Source organism: Haematospirillum jordaniae (genome assembly GCF_001611975.1).
Classification (GTDB): Bacteria; Pseudomonadota; Alphaproteobacteria; order Rhodospirillales; family Rhodospirillaceae; genus Haematospirillum; species Haematospirillum jordaniae.
In genome coordinates this window covers 886,317-906,426 of the sequence record NZ_CP014525.1, presented here as the reverse complement: position 1 = coordinate 906,426, position 20,110 = coordinate 886,317, and the positions used below count along the sequence as shown (strand labels likewise).

1 protein-coding gene is annotated in these 20,110 nt (G+C 58.8%); it reads right to left on the bottom strand.

Annotation, left to right across the window (positions count from 1 at the left end; all coding sequences use genetic code 11):
• Positions 1-63: 63 nt before the first annotated feature.
• On the bottom strand, positions 64-20,085 hold the full coding sequence (locus tag AY555_RS04310) for a hypothetical protein (RefSeq protein ID WP_066133907.1): 20,022 nt from the start codon (positions 20,083-20,085) through the stop codon (positions 64-66).
• Positions 20,086-20,110 lie beyond the last annotated feature (25 nt).

Genomic DNA, 20,110 nt, shown 5'->3' with positions numbered 1-20,110 from the left:
AACCAACCTTCACAACAAACACAGCACAGAAAAACTCAGGCCCTCACCCCATACAACAACCACTTACAGATAGGGTGTGTGATGCAAGACAGCAGGGTCATCGACATAGGAATCACCAAAACCGCCAAGCGCATCACTGTCCAGCGCCGCCAAGGATGAACTGTCACCCGCCATACTACCTCCCGCAAAGGACGAATGTGAATCGTCTGCGATATAAGCCAGCTGTTCATCTGGCTTGACATCGCTTTTACCCTGCGCACTGGCTGGTGAAAGATAATGATCCCAGGCAAGGGGCCGGCTCTCGGCATCACGGTTTTCGTCCGCTTCTTCCCGTGCCGGAGACATCTCATAACTCTCGTCCAGAGATCTCTTCCTTCTGGAAACCGTTGATGAAGACGTTGTCTCCTCCCGAACCGTTATCGTTTTTTCAACGGTATAAGCACGGTTGGAGGCATCATTCCCTTCCTGCGAAGCAACCCGATACCGAACCTGACCAGATCCTTCAAGATAGAGATGTGGCCCCCAACCAGAGCCAATCTCTGTCCACCCATCAGAAATTTCTTGGCCAAGCTTCTCAAAGCTACCATTACGGACATAACCAATGCTCACGCCATCACCAAGCTTGAAGTGCAAAAACAGTTGCTCGGATCCATCGGTATCTGCTGAAGGAACATTGTTGAACACATCGCCTATCGCAATGGGCGTAGCCGCAGATCGAACTGTCACATCTGTGGGTGCAAAGTCAGGAATATCCGCAACCGGCTTTACCGTAACCTCGACCGTGGCATCGCGGCTTGTGCTAGTCGACGAAGTCCCCGTCTCCGTCGACGTCCCCGTGACCTTTACGGCAAACGTGCCGCTCCAATGCGCAGGCGGGCGCACCGCAAGCTTAGAAACCTTGTCGTCAGCAACAGCATAGCTCCCGTCCGGACTGGGCCCCGTCTCCAGCGCCGTAAATACACCCCCGACCAGCGTCCCGAGGACTGCACCCGTCGGCAAACCGGACACACTCACCGAAAGTGTCTCGGACCCATCCTTGTCAACAAGGGAAACAGACTGGATCCCAAGGGAAACCACCCTGTCCTCATCAGTTTTCACGACTCCCAATCCAACATCCAGGCTCGGCTTATCTGCCACCTGTTCGATGTGAACCTGTATTGTGTCTTGAACAGCTTCTACAGCACCAGCTTCTTTACTACCCGGGCGGTACTTCTTTTCACGGGCCTCGGCCACAACCGTCAAGGTAACATCACCACCAAAATGAGGGGCCGGGCGCAAATAAACGCCTTTCTGTAAAGCATCGGCATTCAGAACCCACTGCCCATTGTTCATGTTACCGGGAAGTGCACTACCCTTATCATCGACCAGTATACCAACGGACTTACCATTCTTGAGCAAGCCACCAACAATAACAGAGAGGATTTCAGATCCGTCATTGTCTCCTAAACGTGCATTGATCTTCAAAGGAATCAATTCAGGCTTGCCAGTACCATCATGCTCTGTGCCTGAAAGAGGTTCCGTGGGCACGACAAGCGTCGGTGTATCAGCAACCGGAGCGACAGAGGTCAGCACCGACAGCGATGTCTCTTTCTCCTCATCACCATCCCCGGTTCTCGCCTTGACCACAAAGGAGACAAACCCAGAGAAATCTGCAGCAGGCTTTATGCCCAAACCTTTCAGCTGCTTAAGCGAGAGGTTACGAACATCCACAGCGTTCCCAGTCTCGTCGACGAACGTAACCTTGCTGTAATCATCGTTCATTTCAAGTGACAGGGAGCGAATCTCCTCGGATGAGTCCAGCTTTTTGGCATCAAGACCCAAGGGAATGAATGCGTCACCTTCCTTACCGGCAGAAGGATTGGCTGACAGTTCAACGCCATCTACAACCGGCTTGATATCAAACTCTACGACCTGCCGGGTTTTTATCGGTTGACGACCTGCAATTGTCACAACCCCTTCAACGTATATCGGCAGAGAACCCGCATAATGTTCCGCCTCCTTGACAGAGGGATCACGGATCACAGAAAGGTGTGACAGGTCACCGCCCGGTACAACATAGGACGTGTAGCCGGGATTCTCTCCCTCTTCCGTGAATGCCGGCAGCCCCTTCTGCTCCGCGTCATAGGGCTTCACCCCTGACAAGGGTATATGGCCTGCCAGCAGAAAGCCCTTGGGCACCAAGATCACAGCACTCAACGAGGTGTAAGCAGGCAAAGGCTCGCCAGTAGTAGCAACGACAGATACCCCTGACAACGATAGGGGGCTATCTTCTGTTCCGCTTAGAACAGTCTTGCCATCACTGAACTTAACCAGCGGCTTGGGATCCGGCATCGCCTCTAGAGCATCTGGTTCTGGCCGTAACTTGTTGTTCTCAAGGCTACCATCACCCCCACGGCCAGAAGACATCTGTGATTCGGGGACCTCTCCGGTAGTCCGCCACTTCACGACAATATCAGATCCCCGAACCCGTTTGACCGCATCAGCGGAAGTTCCCTTCGTCTCGACTGCAATGGCCTCAACCTGCAGATTCAGGGTCTCATCGCCTGCAGCCAAACCATGCGGTGCCCAAACCCGGATAGCCCCGACAGGAATAGAACCATTACCAGAATCGCGCAGACCATCAATGACCTGTGCATCCAGGAACCAGCTCCCCTCACCATTGTCGTGACCAATCACCTTATCGTTTCTGTCCAGAAGAACAACGCCGGGCTTCATACCAGAGATGACAAGGTGAACAGCTTCAGAGCCGTCAGACGCATAAATATCGCCATTATGCCCGACAACAGGCCCCTCTTTCCTTATTACAGAATCGGTAGGTGTTACTTGGCTCGCCTCACCGCTGCGCAGAACGACAGCTAAATCAGCAGCATGCCCAACAACAGGTAACATTGCCTTGGATTTGTCTGCCTGGGACACCTCGACAACGGGCGCATCAGCCACGGGGTCAACCTTCAAGGTCCGCTTCAGCGCAAATGTCTGACGCGCACCACCCTTGTCCGGGTCTCCGTCATCCAGCGTGAAAGACAAGGCATAGGGAATATCATCCCCGCCAAGATCGGCACGACCGTCTTCAGGGACAAAAACAAGTTCATGGAAAGAAACTAGGTTACTGTCCTTGGTATCATCGACGACATAGCCCTTGCTTGCCCTATCCCAGACCAGAGTCTCCTCGACACCATCTTCTGTCCTTGCCTTGACTGTGAATCCCTTCATATACGTTGTGAGAGAGACAGCCGAAACCTTCTCGGAAGCATCAGAGTCCCGTGGAGTAGCCCTCAACGGAATAACGACGTTCCCATCTTCCCGGGCATTCTCAGGCAATGGCAAAAATGACTCCGCCAGATCCTTGTTAACAACGAGTTCTTCTCTGACAGCGGGCTTGGGCAAGAGAGTTTGGCCAGCAACGGGGCCAAGGGCGACGGGACCACCCTCCTGTAGCACCAATTCAACGGCTTTAGGGACAGGCGCTTGAAGAGGAACATCGGGCACAGGCTCTACCATCACCTGAAGGGTATGTGACTCAACCCGGACATCGCCTTCACGCTCTGTAAAGACAGCCTGCACCGGAATTGAGACAACCCCGGATGCATCAGGTCCCAAGAGAAGCGAAAGACTACCCAGAGCATCTTTCCCAACCGCAAAATGATGTGGTTGACCGGGCAAGGCCACCAGATCCGAAGACCCACCGGTAAACAGAGTATAATCCGGATAATCCCGGGCGACCCCGGATAAATCCAGCTGATAGCTGACCCCTTCGGACGCATCCGTATCACGGGAGCTTACCTGGTCCAGTTGCAGAGGCACACGCAGGTCCTCTTTACCGGTACGGCTGTATACGTGTCTCGTATTCCCGGTACCATCCGCAACACCACGAACAGAAACACGAACAGAAGACTCAACCTCGCTGTACTCTCTGGTATCCTTTTCTGCCGACCGGATAACGGCCTTCAGTTCAAAGTCCTCATCAGAGTTTGCAGGTGCCTTCACCCTCAGGCTTCTATGCTCTTCACCAGAAAGCTGCAGAAGGCTGGCAGGACCTTCCATAACAGCCTCGTGCTCTTTTTTATCCTTCAGATAACGAACAGATGTATCAGCCGGGAATCCAGACAAAGTAACCGAAAGGGTTTCGGATCCGTCTTTGTCCGGACTTGACCAGGACAACCCAAGAGGTATCCAAGTGTCTTCATCGCCAGAAACATGCACCCGATCATTGTCCGGCGTATCCGGGACAGGCTTCACAGCAAACGGAAACGATCCTAAGTATGCCCAGCCAGAGCTGTCTGGATGACGACTGTCAGATTCCTTGGCAATCTGCCGCGCGTCACTCATATAAGACGAGACCTTGATCTCTTGCCCCCCCGGCAAGGCGGCGTGATCAGACAGCACCCAAGAAAGACCCTGAATACTGACATGGCCAGAATCAGACTTACCAAGGCCATCAGGCACCCTCCAGTCAATCACACCACGACGTGGTTGAATGACATCAGAAGATCCCGGAGGACGCAGGGCAACGCCATCGGGCACATTGCTAAAACGCAACCAATCGACTCTCTCCGAACCATCCTTGTCTTTCAAATCCAATGAAAGACCAAAGGCAAAGGCATTGATACCGTTTTCATCTTCGTTCCCACCTACCGAGGAAGGAAGATAAGATTTCTCAATACCATCATAGCGAGGCAATACATCAAGATGGCCATGCACGATAACCTGTTTGGCAATACGCCCTTTCACAGGCAACAAAGTAAGGCCGAAGGCAACATCAAGATCCACATTTTCCACATCGTGCTTCGGCGTCTTTACTGACATGCCTTGGATGCGGACATTCCCATCACCCTCACGAATGATGTTCGTATGTGGAACATCGAGCTTATACTTGTAAGTAATGCTATCAAATTGATAACGACCCTCCGTCGGTTTGGTGAATGCTCCGTTATCAGTCGTCTTCCACTGGCTATTCGCCATATCTGGATCATTGGAATAAATAGTAACATGGTCCACAGAGTAATCTGAATTCAAAGACTTGAATGCCGGACTCCACTTGAACTCTGCATCCTCCGTTGCTGCCATTTCATGGCCCGAAGCCTCAACCCGCACATCCAACGAGGGGGTTATAACCTTCAACTTGGCAGACTGGGTACGTTTCGCACTCAGTCCCTCTTCTTTCCATTCGACAGCAACATCCAGCTGTTTGAAAACCCGCCTCGTACCCGGGGGCACCAAATACAGGTTATCAAGCTGCATGGATCCAGAGGAATGCCGTGGCACAGAATAGCTGATGGAACCATCATGTGATGGACTCCAGCTTTCACGTGTATTGGCATCGTGCAGTGTCCAACCTTGAAGGTTCTTGAACAGGATCTGAGTAACCTGCTCTGACCCATCCCTGTCCTCCAAAGAGAAGGCCATGCGCAAAGGAATACTCCGATCCGGGTGGCTAGCTGTTCTCGTGCCATGGGCAAGTTCAAAATTGAGACTATCAACAACAGGCGTCACCGTCACCGGGACCGGGACCTCAACGGTTTTCTCAACGGCCGTGCCACCGCCCTCCGGCGTGTCAACAACCGTCGCCTTGACATTCGCCGTAAAAGCGCCGCTCCCGTGCGCCGGAACCTGCAGCGAAAGTTTGGAGACATCAACCGAACCCGGGTCAGGAGCAGTGACCCTCAAGACACCAGACTCAGAGTGCTTCGACACCACAGTGCCGTCGTACACAAGGCTGAACCCGTCCGGAACACCGGAAACCTCAACCCGGCTCACACGCTCCGAGCCGTCAGGCTTCCCAAGAACCAGCCCAAGCCCAACCGTCTGAACCACATTCGTCTCCGCACGCGAAAGCGGGCTGACAGTCTCGAATGCCGTATCAACAACAGGCGTCACATTGACCTTTACAGCGGCTGTGCTGACGGCAGACGATGGAGCACCCGTCTCTGTCGACGTCGCCGTGACCGTCGCCGTAAAAGCGCCGCTCCAATGCGCAGGCGGGCGCACCGCAAGCGTCGTATAGTCCGTGGTACCCGGAACAACGAGGACCGTGCCTTCATCGGCGGATATCAGATCACCCCCGGAGCCTGCCTTCAGCGCCGTAAACACACCCCCGACCAGCGTCCCGAGGACCGCATCCGTCGGCAAACCGGACACACTCACCGAAAGTGTCTCGGACGTGTCAACAAGGTCTACCGACTGGATCCCAAGGGAAACCGCCGTGTCCTCTTTCGTCGTCACAGAACCGGTCCCGACAGCAAGTGTCGGTAAATCCGAAACAGGCGTCACCGTCACCGGGACCGGAACCTCAACGGTTTTCTCAACGGCCGTGCCACCGCCCTCCGGCGTGTCAACAACCGTCGCCTTGACCTGCAGCGAAACGTCACCCGTGGTGCTCCCGTGCGCCGGAACCTGCAGCGAAAGTTTGGAGACATCAACCGAACCCGGGTCAGGAGCAGTGACCCTCAAGACACCAGACTTAGGGTCCTTCAACACCACAGTGCCGTCGTACACAAGGCTGAACCCGTCCGGAACACCGGAAACCTCAACCAGGCTCACACGCTCCGAGCCGTCAGGCTTCCCAAGAGCCAGCCCAAGCCCAACCGTCTGAACCACATTCGTCTCCGCACGCGAAAGCGGGCTGACAGTCTCGAATGCCGTATCAACAACAGGCGTCACATTGACCTTTACAGCGGCTGTGCTGACGGCAGACGATGGAGCACCCGTCTCTGTCGACGTCGCCGTGACCGTCGCCGTAAAAGCGCCGCTCCAATGCGCAGGCGGGCGCACCGCAAGCGTCGTATAGTCCGTGGTACCCGGAACAACGAGGACCGTGCCTTCATCGGCGGATATCAGATCACCCCCGGAGCCTGCCTTCAGCGCCGTAAACACACCCCCGACCAGCGTCCCGAGGACCGCATCCGTCGGCAAACCGGACACACTCACCGAAAGTGTCTCGGACGTGTCAACAAGGTCTACCGACTGGATCCCAAGGGAAACCGCCGTGTCCTCTTTCGTCGTCACAGAACCGGTCCCGACAGCAAGTGTCGGTAAATCCGAAACAGGCGTCACCGTCACCGGGACCGGAACCTCAACGGTTTTCTCAACGGCCGTGCCACCGCCCTCCGGCGTGTCAACAACCGTCGCCTTGACCTGCAGCGAAACGTCACCCGTGGTGCTCCCGTGCGCCGGAACCTGCAGCGAAAGTTTGGAGACATCAACCGAACCCGGGTCAGGAGCAGTGACCCTCAAGACACCAGACTTAGGGTCCTTCAACACCACAGTGCCGTCGTACACAAGGCTGAACCCGTCCGGAACACCGGAAACCTCAACCAGGCTCACACGCTCCGAGCCGTCAGGCTTCCCAAGAGCCAGCCCAAGCCCAACCGTCTGAACCACATTCGTCTCCGCACGCGAAAGCGGGCTGACAGTCTCGAATGCCGTATCAACAACAGGCGTCACATTGACCTTTACAGCGGCTGTGCTGACGGCAGACGATGGAGCACCCGTCTCTGTCGACGTCGCCGTGACCGTCGCCGTAAAAGCGCCGCTCCAATGCGCAGGCGGGCGCACCGCAAGCGTCGTATAGTCCGTGGTACCCGGAACAACGAGGACCGTGCCTTCATCGGCGGATATCAGATCACCCCCGGAGCCTGCCTTCAGCGCCGTAAACACACCCCCGACCAGCGTCCCGAGGACCGCATCCGTCGGCAAACCGGACACACTCACCGAAAGTGTCTCGGACGTGTCAACAAGGTCTACCGACTGGATCCCAAGGGAAACCGCCGTGTCCTCTTTCGTCGTCACAGAACCGGTCCCGACAGCAAGTGTCGGTAAATCCGAAACAGGCGTCACCGTCACCGGGACCGGAACCTCAACGGTTTTCTCAACGGCCGTGCCACCGCCCTCCGGCGTGTCAACAACCGTCGCCTTGACCTGCAGCGAAACGTCACCCGTGGTGCTCCCGTGCGCCGGAACCTGCAGCGAAAGTTTGGAGACATCAACCGAACCCGGGTCAGGAGCAGTGACCCTCAAGACACCAGACTCAGAGTGCTTCGACACCACAGTGCCGTCGTACACAAGGCTGAACCCGTCCGGAACACCGGAAACCTCAACCCGGCTCACACGCTCCGAGCCGTCAGGCTTCCCAAGAACCAGCCCAAGCCCAACCGTCTGAACCACATTCGTCTCCGCACGCGAAAGCGGGCTGACAGTCTCGAATGCCGTATCAACAACAGGCGTCACATTGACCTTTACAGCGGCTGTGCTGACGGCAGACGATGGAGCACCCGTCTCTGTCGACGTCGCCGTGACCGTCGCCGTAAAAGCGCCGCTCCAATGCGCAGGCGGGCGCACCGCAAGCGTCGTATAGTCCGTACCGGCCGGAACCGCATAGCTCCCGTCCGAAGTGGGCCCCATCAGCGCCGTAAACACACCCCCGACCAGCGTCCCGAGGACCGCATCCGTCGGCAAACCGGACACACTCACCGAAAGTGTCTCGGACGTGTCAACAAGGTCTACCGACTGGATCCCAAGGGAAACCGCCGTGTCCTCTTTCGTCGTCACAGAACCGGTCCCGACAGCAAGTGTCGGTAAATCCGAAACAGGCGTCACCGTCACCGGGACCGGGACCTCAACGGTTTTCTCAACGGCCGTGCCACCGCCCTCCGGCGTGTCAACAACCGTCGCCTTGACATTCGCCGTAAAAGCGCCGCTCCCGTGCGCCGGAACCTGCAGCGAAAGTTTGGAGACATCAACCGAACCCGGGTCAGGAGCAGTGACCCTCAAGACACCAGACTCAGAGTGCTTCGACACCACAGTGCCGTCGTACACAAGGCTGAACCCGTCCGGAACACCGGAAACCTCAACCCGGCTCACACGCTCCGAGCCGTCAGGCTTCCCAAGAACCAGCCCAAGCCCAACCGTCTGAACCACATTCGTCTCCGCACGCGAAAGCGGGCTGACAGTCTCGAATGCCGTATCAACAACAGGCGTCACATTGACCTTTACAGCGGCTGTGCTGACGGCAGACGATGGAGCACCCGTCTCTGTCGACGTCGCCGTGACCGTCGCCGTAAAAGCGCCGCTCCAATGCGCAGGCGGGCGCACCGCAAGCGTCGTATAGTCCGTGGTACCCGGAACAACGAGGACCGTGCCTTCATCGGCGGATATCAGATCACCCCCGGAGCCTGCCTTCAGCGCCGTAAACACACCCCCGACCAGCGTCCCGAGGACCGCATCCGTCGGCAAACCGGACACACTCACCGAAAGTGTCTCGGACGTGTCAACAAGGTCTACCGACTGGATCCCAAGGGAAACCGCCGTGTCCTCTTTCGTCGTCACAGAACCGGTCCCGACAGCAAGTGTCGGTAAATCCGAAACAGGCGTCACCGTCACCGGGACCGGAACCTCAACGGTTTTCTCAACGGCCGTGCCACCGCCCTCCGGCGTGTCAACAACCGTCGCCTTGACCTGCAGCGAAACGTCACCCGTGGTGCTCCCGTGCGCCGGAACCTGCAGCGAAAGTTTGGAGACATCAACCGAACCCGGGTCAGGAGCAGTGACCCTCAAGACACCAGACTCAGAGTGCTTCGACACCACAGTGCCGTCGTACACAAGGCTGAACCCGTCCGGAACACCGGAAACCTCAACCCGGCTCACACGCTCCGAGCCGTCAGGCTTCCCAAGAACCAGCCCAAGCCCAACCGTCTGAACCACATTCGTCTCCGCACGCGAAAGCGGGCTGACAGTCTCGAATGCCGTATCAACAACAGGCGTCACATTGACCTTTACAGCGGCTGTGCTGACGGCAGACGATGGAGCACCCGTCTCTGTCGACGTCGCCGTGACCGTCGCCGTAAAAGCGCCGCTCCAATGCGCAGGCGGGCGCACCGCAAGCGTCGTATAGTCCGTACCGGCCGGAACCGCATAGCTCCCGTCCGAAGTGGGCCCCATCAGCGCCGTAAACACACCCCCGACCAGCGTCCCGAGGACCGCATCCGTCGGCAAACCGGACACACTCACCGAAAGTGTCTCGGACGTGTCAACAAGGTCTACCGACTGGATCCCAAGGGAAACCGCCGTGTCCTCTTTCGTCGTCACAGAACCGGTCCCGACAGCAAGTGTCGGTAAATCCGAAACAGGCGTCACCGTCACCGGGACCGGGACCTCAACGGTTTTCTCAACGGCCGTGCCACCGCCCTCCGGCGTGTCAACAACCGTCGCCTTGACATTCGCCGTAAAAGCGCCGCTCCCGTGCGCCGGAACCTGCAGCGAAAGTTTGGAGACATCAACCGAACCCGGGTCAGGAGCAGTGACCCTCAAGACACCAGACTTAGGGTCCTTCAACACCACAGTGCCGTCGTACACAAGGCTGAACCCGTCCGGAACACCGGAAACCTCAACCAGGCTCACACGCTCCGAGCCGTCAGGCTTCCCAAGAGCCAGCCCAAGCCCAACCGTCTGAACCACATTCGTCTCCGCACGCGAAAGCGGGCTGACAGTCTCGAATGCCGTATCAACAACAGGCGTCACATTGACCTTTACAGCGGCTGTGCTGACGGCAGACGATGGAGCACCCGTCTCTGTCGACGTCGCCGTGACCGTCGCCGTAAAAGCGCCGCTCCAATGCGCAGGCGGGCGCACCGCAAGCGTCGTATAGTCCGTGGTACCCGGAACAACGAGGACCGTGCCTTCATCGGCGGATATCAGATCACCCCCGGAGCCTGCCTTCAGCGCCGTAAACACACCCCCGACCAGCGTCCCGAGGACCGCATCCGTCGGCAAACCGGACACACTCACCGAAAGTGTCTCGGACGTGTCAACAAGGTCTACCGACTGGATCCCAAGGGAAACCGCCGTGTCCTCTTTCGTCGTCACAGAACCGGTCCCGACAGCAAGTGTCGGTAAATCCGAAACAGGCGTCACCGTCACCGGGACCGGAACCTCAACGGTTTTCTCAACGGCCGTGCCACCGCCCTCCGGCGTGTCAACAACCGTCGCCTTGACCTGCAGCGAAACGTCACCCGTGGTGCTCCCGTGCGCCGGAACCTGCAGCGAAAGTTTGGAGACATCAACCGAACCCGGGTCAGGAGCAGTGACCCTCAAGACACCAGACTCAGAGTGCTTCGACACCACAGTGCCGTCGTACACAAGGCTGAACCCGTCCGGAACACCGGAAACCTCAACCCGGCTCACACGCTCCGAGCCGTCAGGCTTCCCAAGAACCAGCCCAAGCCCAACCGTCTGAACCACATTCGTCTCCGCACGCGAAAGCGGGCTGACAGTCTCGAATGCCGTATCAACAACAGGCGTCACATTGACCTTTACAGCGGCTGTGCTGACGGCAGACGATGGAGCACCCGTCTCTGTCGACGTCGCCGTGACCGTCGCCGTAAAAGCGCCGCTCCAATGCGCAGGCGGGCGCACCGCAAGCGTCGTATAGTCCGTACCGGCCGGAACCGCATAGCTCCCGTCCGAAGTGGGCCCCATCAGCGCCGTAAACACACCCCCGACCAGCGTCCCGAGGACCGCATCCGTCGGCAAACCGGACACACTCACCGAAAGTGTCTCGGACGTGTCAACAAGGTCTACCGACTGGATCCCAAGGGAAACCGCCGTGTCCTCTTTCGTCGTCACAGAACCGGTCCCGACAGCAAGTGTCGGTAAATCCGAAACAGGCGTCACCGTCACCGGGACCGGGACCTCAACGGTTTTCTCAACGGCCGTGCCACCGCCCTCCGGCGTGTCAACAACCGTCGCCTTGACATTCGCCGTAAAAGCGCCGCTCCCGTGCGCCGGAACCTGCAGCGAAAGTTTGGAGACATCAACCGAACCCGGGTCAGGAGCAGTGACCCTCAAGACACCAGACTCAGAGTGCTTCGACACCACAGTGCCGTCGTACACAAGGCTGAACCCGTCCGGAACACCGGAAACCTCAACCCGGCTCACACGCTCCGAGCCGTCAGGCTTCCCAAGAACCAGCCCAAGCCCAACCGTCTGAACCACATTCGTCTCCGCACGCGAAAGCGGGCTGACAGTCTCGAATGCCGTATCAACAACAGGCGTCACATTGACCTTTACAGCGGCTGTGCTGACGGCAGACGATGGAGCACCCGTCTCTGTCGACGTCGCCGTGACCGTCGCCGTAAAAGCGCCGCTCCAATGCGCAGGCGGGCGCACCGCAAGCGTCGTATAGTCCGTGGTACCCGGAACAACGAGGACCGTGCCTTCATCGGCGGATATCAGATCACCCCCGGAGCCTGCCTTCAGCGCCGTAAACACACCCCCGACCAGCGTCCCGAGGACCGCATCCGTCGGCAAACCGGACACACTCACCGAAAGTGTCTCGGACGTGTCAACAAGGTCTACCGACTGGATCCCAAGGGAAACCGCCGTGTCCTCTTTCGTCGTCACAGAACCGGTCCCGACAGCAAGTGTCGGTAAATCCGAAACAGGCGTCACCGTCACCGGGACCGGAACCTCAACGGTTTTCTCAACGGCCGTGCCACCGCCCTCCGGCGTGTCAACAACCGTCGCCTTGACCTGCAGCGAAACGTCACCCGTGGTGCTCCCGTGCGCCGGAACCTGCAGCGAAAGTTTGGAGACATCAACCGAACCCGGGTCAGGAGCAGTGACCCTCAAGACACCAGACTCAGAGTGCTTCGACACCACAGTGCCGTCGTACACAAGGCTGAACCCGTCCGGAACACCGGAAACCTCAACCCGGCTCACACGCTCCGAGCCGTCAGGCTTCCCAAGAACCAGCCCAAGCCCAACCGTCTGAACCACATTCGTCTCCGCACGCGAAAGCGGGCTGACAGTCTCGAATGCCGTATCAACAACAGGCGTCACATTGACCTTTACAGCGGCTGTGCTGACGGCAGACGATGGAGCACCCGTCTCTGTCGACGTCGCCGTGACCGTCGCCGTAAAAGCGCCGCTCCAATGCGCAGGCGGGCGCACCGCAAGCGTCGTATAGTCCGTACCGGCCGGAACCGCATAGCTCCCGTCCGAAGTGGGCCCCATCAGCGCCGTAAACACACCCCCGACCAGCGTCCCGAGGACCGCATCCGTCGGCAAACCGGACACACTCACCGAAAGTGTCTCGGACGTGTCAACAAGGTCTACCGACTGGATCCCAAGGGAAACCGCCGTGTCCTCTTTCGTCGTCACAGAACCGGTCCCGACAGCAAGTGTCGGTAAATCCGAAACAGGCGTCACCGTCACCGGGACCGGGACCTCAACGGTTTTCTCAACGGCCGTGCCACCGCCCTCCGGCGTGTCAACAACCGTCGCCTTGACATTCGCCGTAAAAGCGCCGCTCCCGTGCGCCGGAACCTGCAGCGAAAGTTTGGAGACATCAACCGAACCCGGGTCAGGAGCAGTGACCCTCAAGACACCAGACTTAGGGTCCTTCAACACCACAGTGCCGTCGTACACAAGGCTGAACCCGTCCGGAACACCGGAAACCTCAACCAGGCTCACACGCTCCGAGCCGTCAGGCTTCCCAAGAGCCAGCCCAAGCCCAACCGTCTGAACCACATTCGTCTCCGCACGCGAAAGCGGGCTGACAGTCTCGAATGCCGTATCAACAACAGGCGTCACATTGACCTTTACAGCGGCTGTGCTGACGGCAGACGATGGAGCACCCGTCTCTGTCGACGTCGCCGTGACCGTCGCCGTAAAAGCGCCGCTCCAATGCGCAGGCGGGCGCACCGCAAGCGTCGTATAGTCCGTGGTACCCGGAACAACGAGGACCGTGCCTTCATCGGCGGATATCAGATCACCCCCGGAGCCTGCCTTCAGCGCCGTAAACACACCCCCGACCAGCGTCCCGAGGACCGCATCCGTCGGCAAACCGGACACACTCACCGAAAGTGTCTCGGACGTGTCAACAAGGTCTACCGACTGGATCCCAAGGGAAACCGCCGTGTCCTCTTTCGTCGTCACAGAACCGGTCCCGACAGCAAGTGTCGGTAAATCCGAAACAGGCGTCACCGTCACCGGGACCGGAACCTCAACGGTTTTCTCAACGGCCGTGCCACCGCCCTCCGGCGTGTCAACAACCGTCGCCTTGACCTGCAGCGAAACGTCACCCGTGGTGCTCCCGTGCGCCGGAACCTGCAGCGAAAGTTTGGAGACATCAACCGAACCCGGGTCAGGAGCAGTGACCCTCAAGACACCAGACTCAGAGTGCTTCGACACCACAGTGCCGTCGTACACAAGGCTGAACCCGTCCGGAACACCGGAAACCTCAACCCGGCTCACACGCTCCGAGCCGTCAGGCTTCCCAAGAACCAGCCCAAGCCCAACCGTCTGAACCACATTCGTCTCCGCACGCGAAAGCGGGCTGACAGTCTCGAATGCCGTATCAACAACAGGCGTCACATTGACCTTTACAGCGGCTGTGCTGACGGCAGACGATGGAGCACCCGTCTCTGTCGACGTCGCCGTGACCGTCGCCGTAAAAGCGCCGCTCCAATGCGCAGGCGGGCGCACCGCAAGCGTCGTATAGTCCGTGGTACCCGGAACAACGAGGACCGTGCCTTCATCGGCGGATATCAGATCACCCCCGGAGCCTGCCTTCAGCGCCGTAAACACACCCCCGACCAGCGTCCCGAGGACCGCATCCGTCGGCAAACCGGACACACTCACCGAAAGTGTCTCGGACGTGTCAACAAGGTCTACCGACTGGATCCCAAGGGAAACCGCCGTGTCCTCTTTCGTCGTCACAGAACCGGTCCCGACAGCAAGTGTCGGTAAATCCGAAACAGGCGTCACCGTCACCGGGACCGGAACCTCAACGGTTTTCTCAACGGCCGTGCCACCGCCCTCCGGCGTGTCAACAACCGTCGCCTTGACCTGCAGCGAAACGTCACCCGTGGTGCTCCCGTGCGCCGGAACCTGCAGCGAAAGTTTGGAGACATCAACCGAACCCGGGTCAGGAGCAGTGACCCTCAAGACACCAGACTTAGGGTCCTTCAACACCACAGTGCCGTCGTACACAAGGCTGAACCCGTCCGGAACACCGGAAACCTCAACCAGGCTCACACGCTCCGAGCCGTCAGGCTTCCCAAGAGCCAGCCCAAGCCCAACCGTCTGAACCACATTCGTCTCCGCACGCGAAAGCGGGCTGACAGTCTCGAATGCCGTATCAACAACAGGCGTCACATTGACCTTTACAGCGGCTGTGCTGACGGCAGACGATGGAGCACCCGTCTCTGTCGACGTCGCCGTGACCGTCGCCGTAAAAGCGCCGCTCCAATGCGCAGGCGGGCGCACCGCAAGCGTCGTATAGTCCGTACCGGCCGGAACCGCATAGCTCCCGTCCGAAGTGGGCCCCATCAGCGCCGTAAACACACCCCCGACCAGCGTCCCGAGGACCGCATCCGTCGGCAAACCGGACACACTCACCGAAAGTGTCTCGGACGTGTCAACAAGGTCTACCGACTGGATCCCAAGGGAAACCGCCGTGTCCTCTTTCGTCGTCACAGAACCGGTCCCGACAGCAAGTGTCGGTAAATCCGAAACAGGCGTCACCGTCACCGGGACCGGGACCTCAACGGTTTTCTCAACGGCCGTGCCACCGCCCTCCGGCGTGTCAACAACCGTCGCCTTGACATTCGCCGTAAAAGCGCCGCTCCCGTGCGCCGGAACCTGCAGCGAAAGTTTGGAGACATCAACCGAACCCGGGTCAGGAGCAGTGACCCTCAAGACACCAGACTCAGAGTGCTTCGACACCACAGTGCCGTCGTACACAAGGCTGAACCCGTCCGGAACACCGGAAACCTCAACCCGGCTCACACGCTCCGAGCCGTCAGGCTTCCCAAGAACCAGCCCAAGCCCAACCGTCTGAACCACATTCGTCTCCGCACGCGAAAGCGGGCTGACAGTCTCGAATGCCGTATCAACAACAGGCGTCACATTGACCTTTACAGCGGCTGTGCTGACGGCAGACGATGGAGCACCCGTCTCTGTCGACGTCGCCGTGACCGTCGCCGTAAAAGCGCCGCTCCAATGCGCAGGCGGGCGCACCGCAAGCGTCGTATAGTCCGTGGTACCCGGAACAACGAGGACCGTGCCTTCATCGGCGGATATCAGATCACCCCCGGAGCCTGCCTTCAGCGCCGTAAACACACCCCCGACCAGCGTCCCGAGGACCGCATCCGTCGGCAAACCGGACACACTCACCGAAAGTGTCTCGGACGTGTCAACAAGGTCTACCGACTGGATCCCAAGGGAAACCGCCGTGTCCTCTTTCGTCGTCACAGAACCGGTCCCGACAGCAAGTGTCGGTAAATCCGAAACAGGCGTCACCGTCACCGGGACCGGAACCTCAACGGTTTTCTCAACGGCCGTGCCACCGCCCTCCGGCGTGTCAACAACCGTCGCCTTGACCTGCAGCGAAACGTCACCCGTGGTGCTCCCGTGCGCCGGAACCTGCAGCGAAAGTTTGGAGACATCAACCGAACCCGGGTCAGGAGCAGTGACCCTCAAGACACCAGACTTAGGGTCCTTCAACACCACAGTGCCGTCGTACACAAGGCTGAACCCGTCCGGAACACCGGAAACCTCAACCAGGCTCACACGCTCCGAGCCGTCAGGCTTCCCAAGAGCCAGCCCAAGCCCAACCGTCTGAACCACATTCGTCTCCGCACGCGAAAGCGGGCTGACAGTCTCGAATGCCGTATCAACAACAGGCGTCACATTGACCTTTACAGCGGCTGTGCTGACGGCAGACGATGGAGCACCCGTCTCTGTCGACGTCGCCGTGACCGTCGCCGTAAAAGCGCCGCTCCAATGCGCAGGCGGGCGCACCGCAAGCGTCGTATAGTCCGTACCGGCCGGAACCGCATAGCTCCCGTCCGAAGTGGGCCCCATCAGCGCCGTAAACACACCCCCGACCAGCGTCCCGAGGACCGCATCCGTCGGCAAACCGGACACACTCACCGAAAGTGTCTCGGACGTGTCAACAAGGTCTACCGACTGGATCCCAAGGGAAACCGCCGTGTCCTCTTTCGTCGTCACAGAACCGGTCCCGACAGCAAGTGTCGGTAAATCCGAAACAGGCGTCACCGTCACCGGGACCGGGACCTCAACGGTTTTCTCAACGGCCGTGCCACCGCCCTCCGGCGTGTCAACAACCGTCGCCTTGACATTCGCCGTAAAAGCGCCGCTCCCGTGCGCCGGAACCTGCAGCGAAAGTTTGGAGACATCAACCGAACCCGGGTCAGGAGCAGTGACCCTCAAGACACCAGACTCAGAGTGCTTCGACACCACAGTGCCGTCGTACACAAGGCTGAACCCGTCCGGAACACCGGAAACCTCAACCCGGCTCACACGCTCCGAGCCGTCAGGCTTCCCAAGAACCAGCCCAAGCCCAACCGTCTGAACCACATTCGTCTCCGCACGCGAAAGCGGGCTGACAGTCTCGAATGCCGTATCAACAACAGGCGTCACATTGACCTTTACAGCGGCTGTGCTGACGGCAGACGATGGAGCACCCGTCTCTGTCGACGTCGCCGTGACCGTCGCCGTAAAAGCGCCGCTCCAATGCGCAGGCGGGCGCACCGCAAGCGTCGTATAGTCCGTGGTACCCGGAACAACGAGGACCGTGCCTTCATCGGCGGATATCAGATCACCCCCGGAGCCTGCCTTCAGCGCCGTAAACACACCCCCGACCAGCGTCCCGAGGACCGCATCCGTCGGCAAACCGGACACACTCACCGAAAGTGTCTCGGACGTGTCAACAAGGTCTACCGACTGGATCCCAAGGGAAACCGCCGTGTCCTCTTTCGTCGTCACAGAACCGGTCCCGACAGCAAGTGTCGGTAAATCCGAAACAGGCGTCACCGTCACCGGGACCGGAACCTCAACGGTTTTCTCAACGGCCGTGCCACCGCCCTCCGGCGTGTCAACAACCGTCGCCTTGACCTGCAGCGAAACGTCACCCGTGGTGCTCCCGTGCGCCGGAACCTGCAGCGAAAGTTTGGAGACATCAACCGAACCCGGGTCAGGAGCAGTGACCCTCAAGACACCAGACTTAGGGTCCTTCAACACCACAGTGCCGTCGTACACAAGGCTGAACCCGTCCGGAACACCGGAAACCTCAACCAGGCTCACACGCTCCGAGCCGTCAGGCTTCCCAAGAGCCAGCCCAAGCCCAACCGTCTGAACCACATTCGTCTCCGCACGCGAAAGCGGGCTGACAGTCTCGAATGCCGTATCAACAACAGGCGTCACATTGACCTTTACAGCGGCTGTGCTGACGGCAGACGATGGAGCACCCGTCTCTGTCGACGTCGCCGTGACCGTCGCCGTAAAAGCGCCGCTCCAATGCGCAGGCGGGCGCACCGCAAGCGTCGTATAGTCCGTGGTACCCGGAACAACGAGGACCGTGCCTTCATCGGCGGATATCAGATCACCCCCGGAGCCTGCCTTCAGCGCCGTAAACACACCCCCGACCAGCGTCCCGAGGACCGCATCCGTCGGCAAACCGGACACACTCACCGAAAGTGTCTCGGACGTGTCAACAAGGTCTACCGACTGGATCCCAAGGGAAACCGCCGTGTCCTCTTTCGTCGTCACAGAACCGGTCCCGACAGCAAGTGTCGGTAAATCCGAAACAGGCGTCACCGTCACCGGGACCGGAACCTCAACGGTTTTCTCAACGGCCGTGCCACCGCCCTCCGGCGTGTCAACAACCGTCGCCTTGACCTGCAGCGAAACGTCACCCGTGGTGCTCCCGTGCGCCGGAACCTGCAGCGAAAGTTTGGAGACATCAACCGAACCCGGGTCAGGAGCAGTGACCCTCAAGACACCAGACTTAGGGTCCTTCAACACCACAGTGCCGTCGTACACAAGGCTGAACCCGTCCGGAACACCGGAAACCTCAACCAGGCTCACACGCTCCGAGCCGTCAGGCTTCCCAAGAGCCAGCCCAAGCCCAACCGTCTGAACCACATTCGTCTCCGCACGCGAAAGCGGGCTGACAGTCTCGAATGCCGTATCAACAACAGGCGTCACATTGACCTTTACAGCGGCTGTGCTGACGGCAGACGATGGAGCACCCGTCTCTGTCGACGTCGCCGTGACCGTCGCCGTAAAAGCGCCGCTCCAATGCGCAGGCGGGCGCACCGCAAGCGTCGTATAGTCCGTGGTACCCGGAACAACGAGGACCGTGCCTTCATCGGCGGATATCAGATCACCCCCGGAGCCTGCCTTCAGCGCCGTAAACACACCCCCGACCAGCGTCCCGAGGACCGCATCCGTCGGCAAACCGGACACACTCACCGAAAGTGTCTCGGACGTGTCAACAAGGTCTACCGACTGGATCCCAAGGGAAACCGCCGTGTCCTCTTTCGTCGTCACAGAACCGGTCCCGACAGCAAGTGTCGGTAAATCCGAAACAGGCGCACTATCCGCATGCGGCTCCTCAGTCGATAGAACGACGGCACCCAAGATCTCTGGCTCCAGAGTCTCTTCAGCAAGCGCATCACTCTCTTCGTCATCAGGCTGAGTATATTCCTCATCCGAATCCCGACGCCGACGGTCACCACGCCAAGCGGTTATTTCTTGATCTTCGACAGAAGCAGATTCATCCGCGCCATCAGCCTCCTCGTTATCGTCGTCCTCAGTCTCCACAAGCTCGGCGTGTTGCTCCTGACGCTCCACCGAGACTTCCGAACGGTCCACAGATACGGATCCAGACTGTGCTTGCGTGACAACTTCACCCCCGGTCTCCTGAATATCGTAGATCTGCCGGCGCTCTTCCAACCCTGAAGAGGTAATCAGCGTTTCTTCGTCATCAGCACTATAGCCGTTCACATCCGTACCACGACGACTACCGGTATGGGTCGTTGCATGGCTTGTCAGATTACGTTCCGAACGATTCTGTTCCTCGCTGTCATCATTGGCTTCACGCGCAATGGCATCCAACGGATCATCCGTTTCGTCATCACCAGCGACACGCGGTCTGAGATCCGCAATATCACCCGATAAAACCGTATCAAAGAGGTCAGCCTGCCCAGACACAGAAGACACGCCCGGGGTAACGTTCTCTACCTCTTCAGGCAGAACCACCGTAGAGTTCTTGTCTGTCATACGAACCTCTTCAAAACAGCAGATT

What these genes read in the sequence shown, in the direction of transcription:
- AY555_RS04310 (WP_066133907.1), bottom strand. Translation starts at nt 20,085, where the DNA reads ATGACAGACAAGAACTCTACGGTGGTTCTGCCTGAAGAGGTAGAGAAC.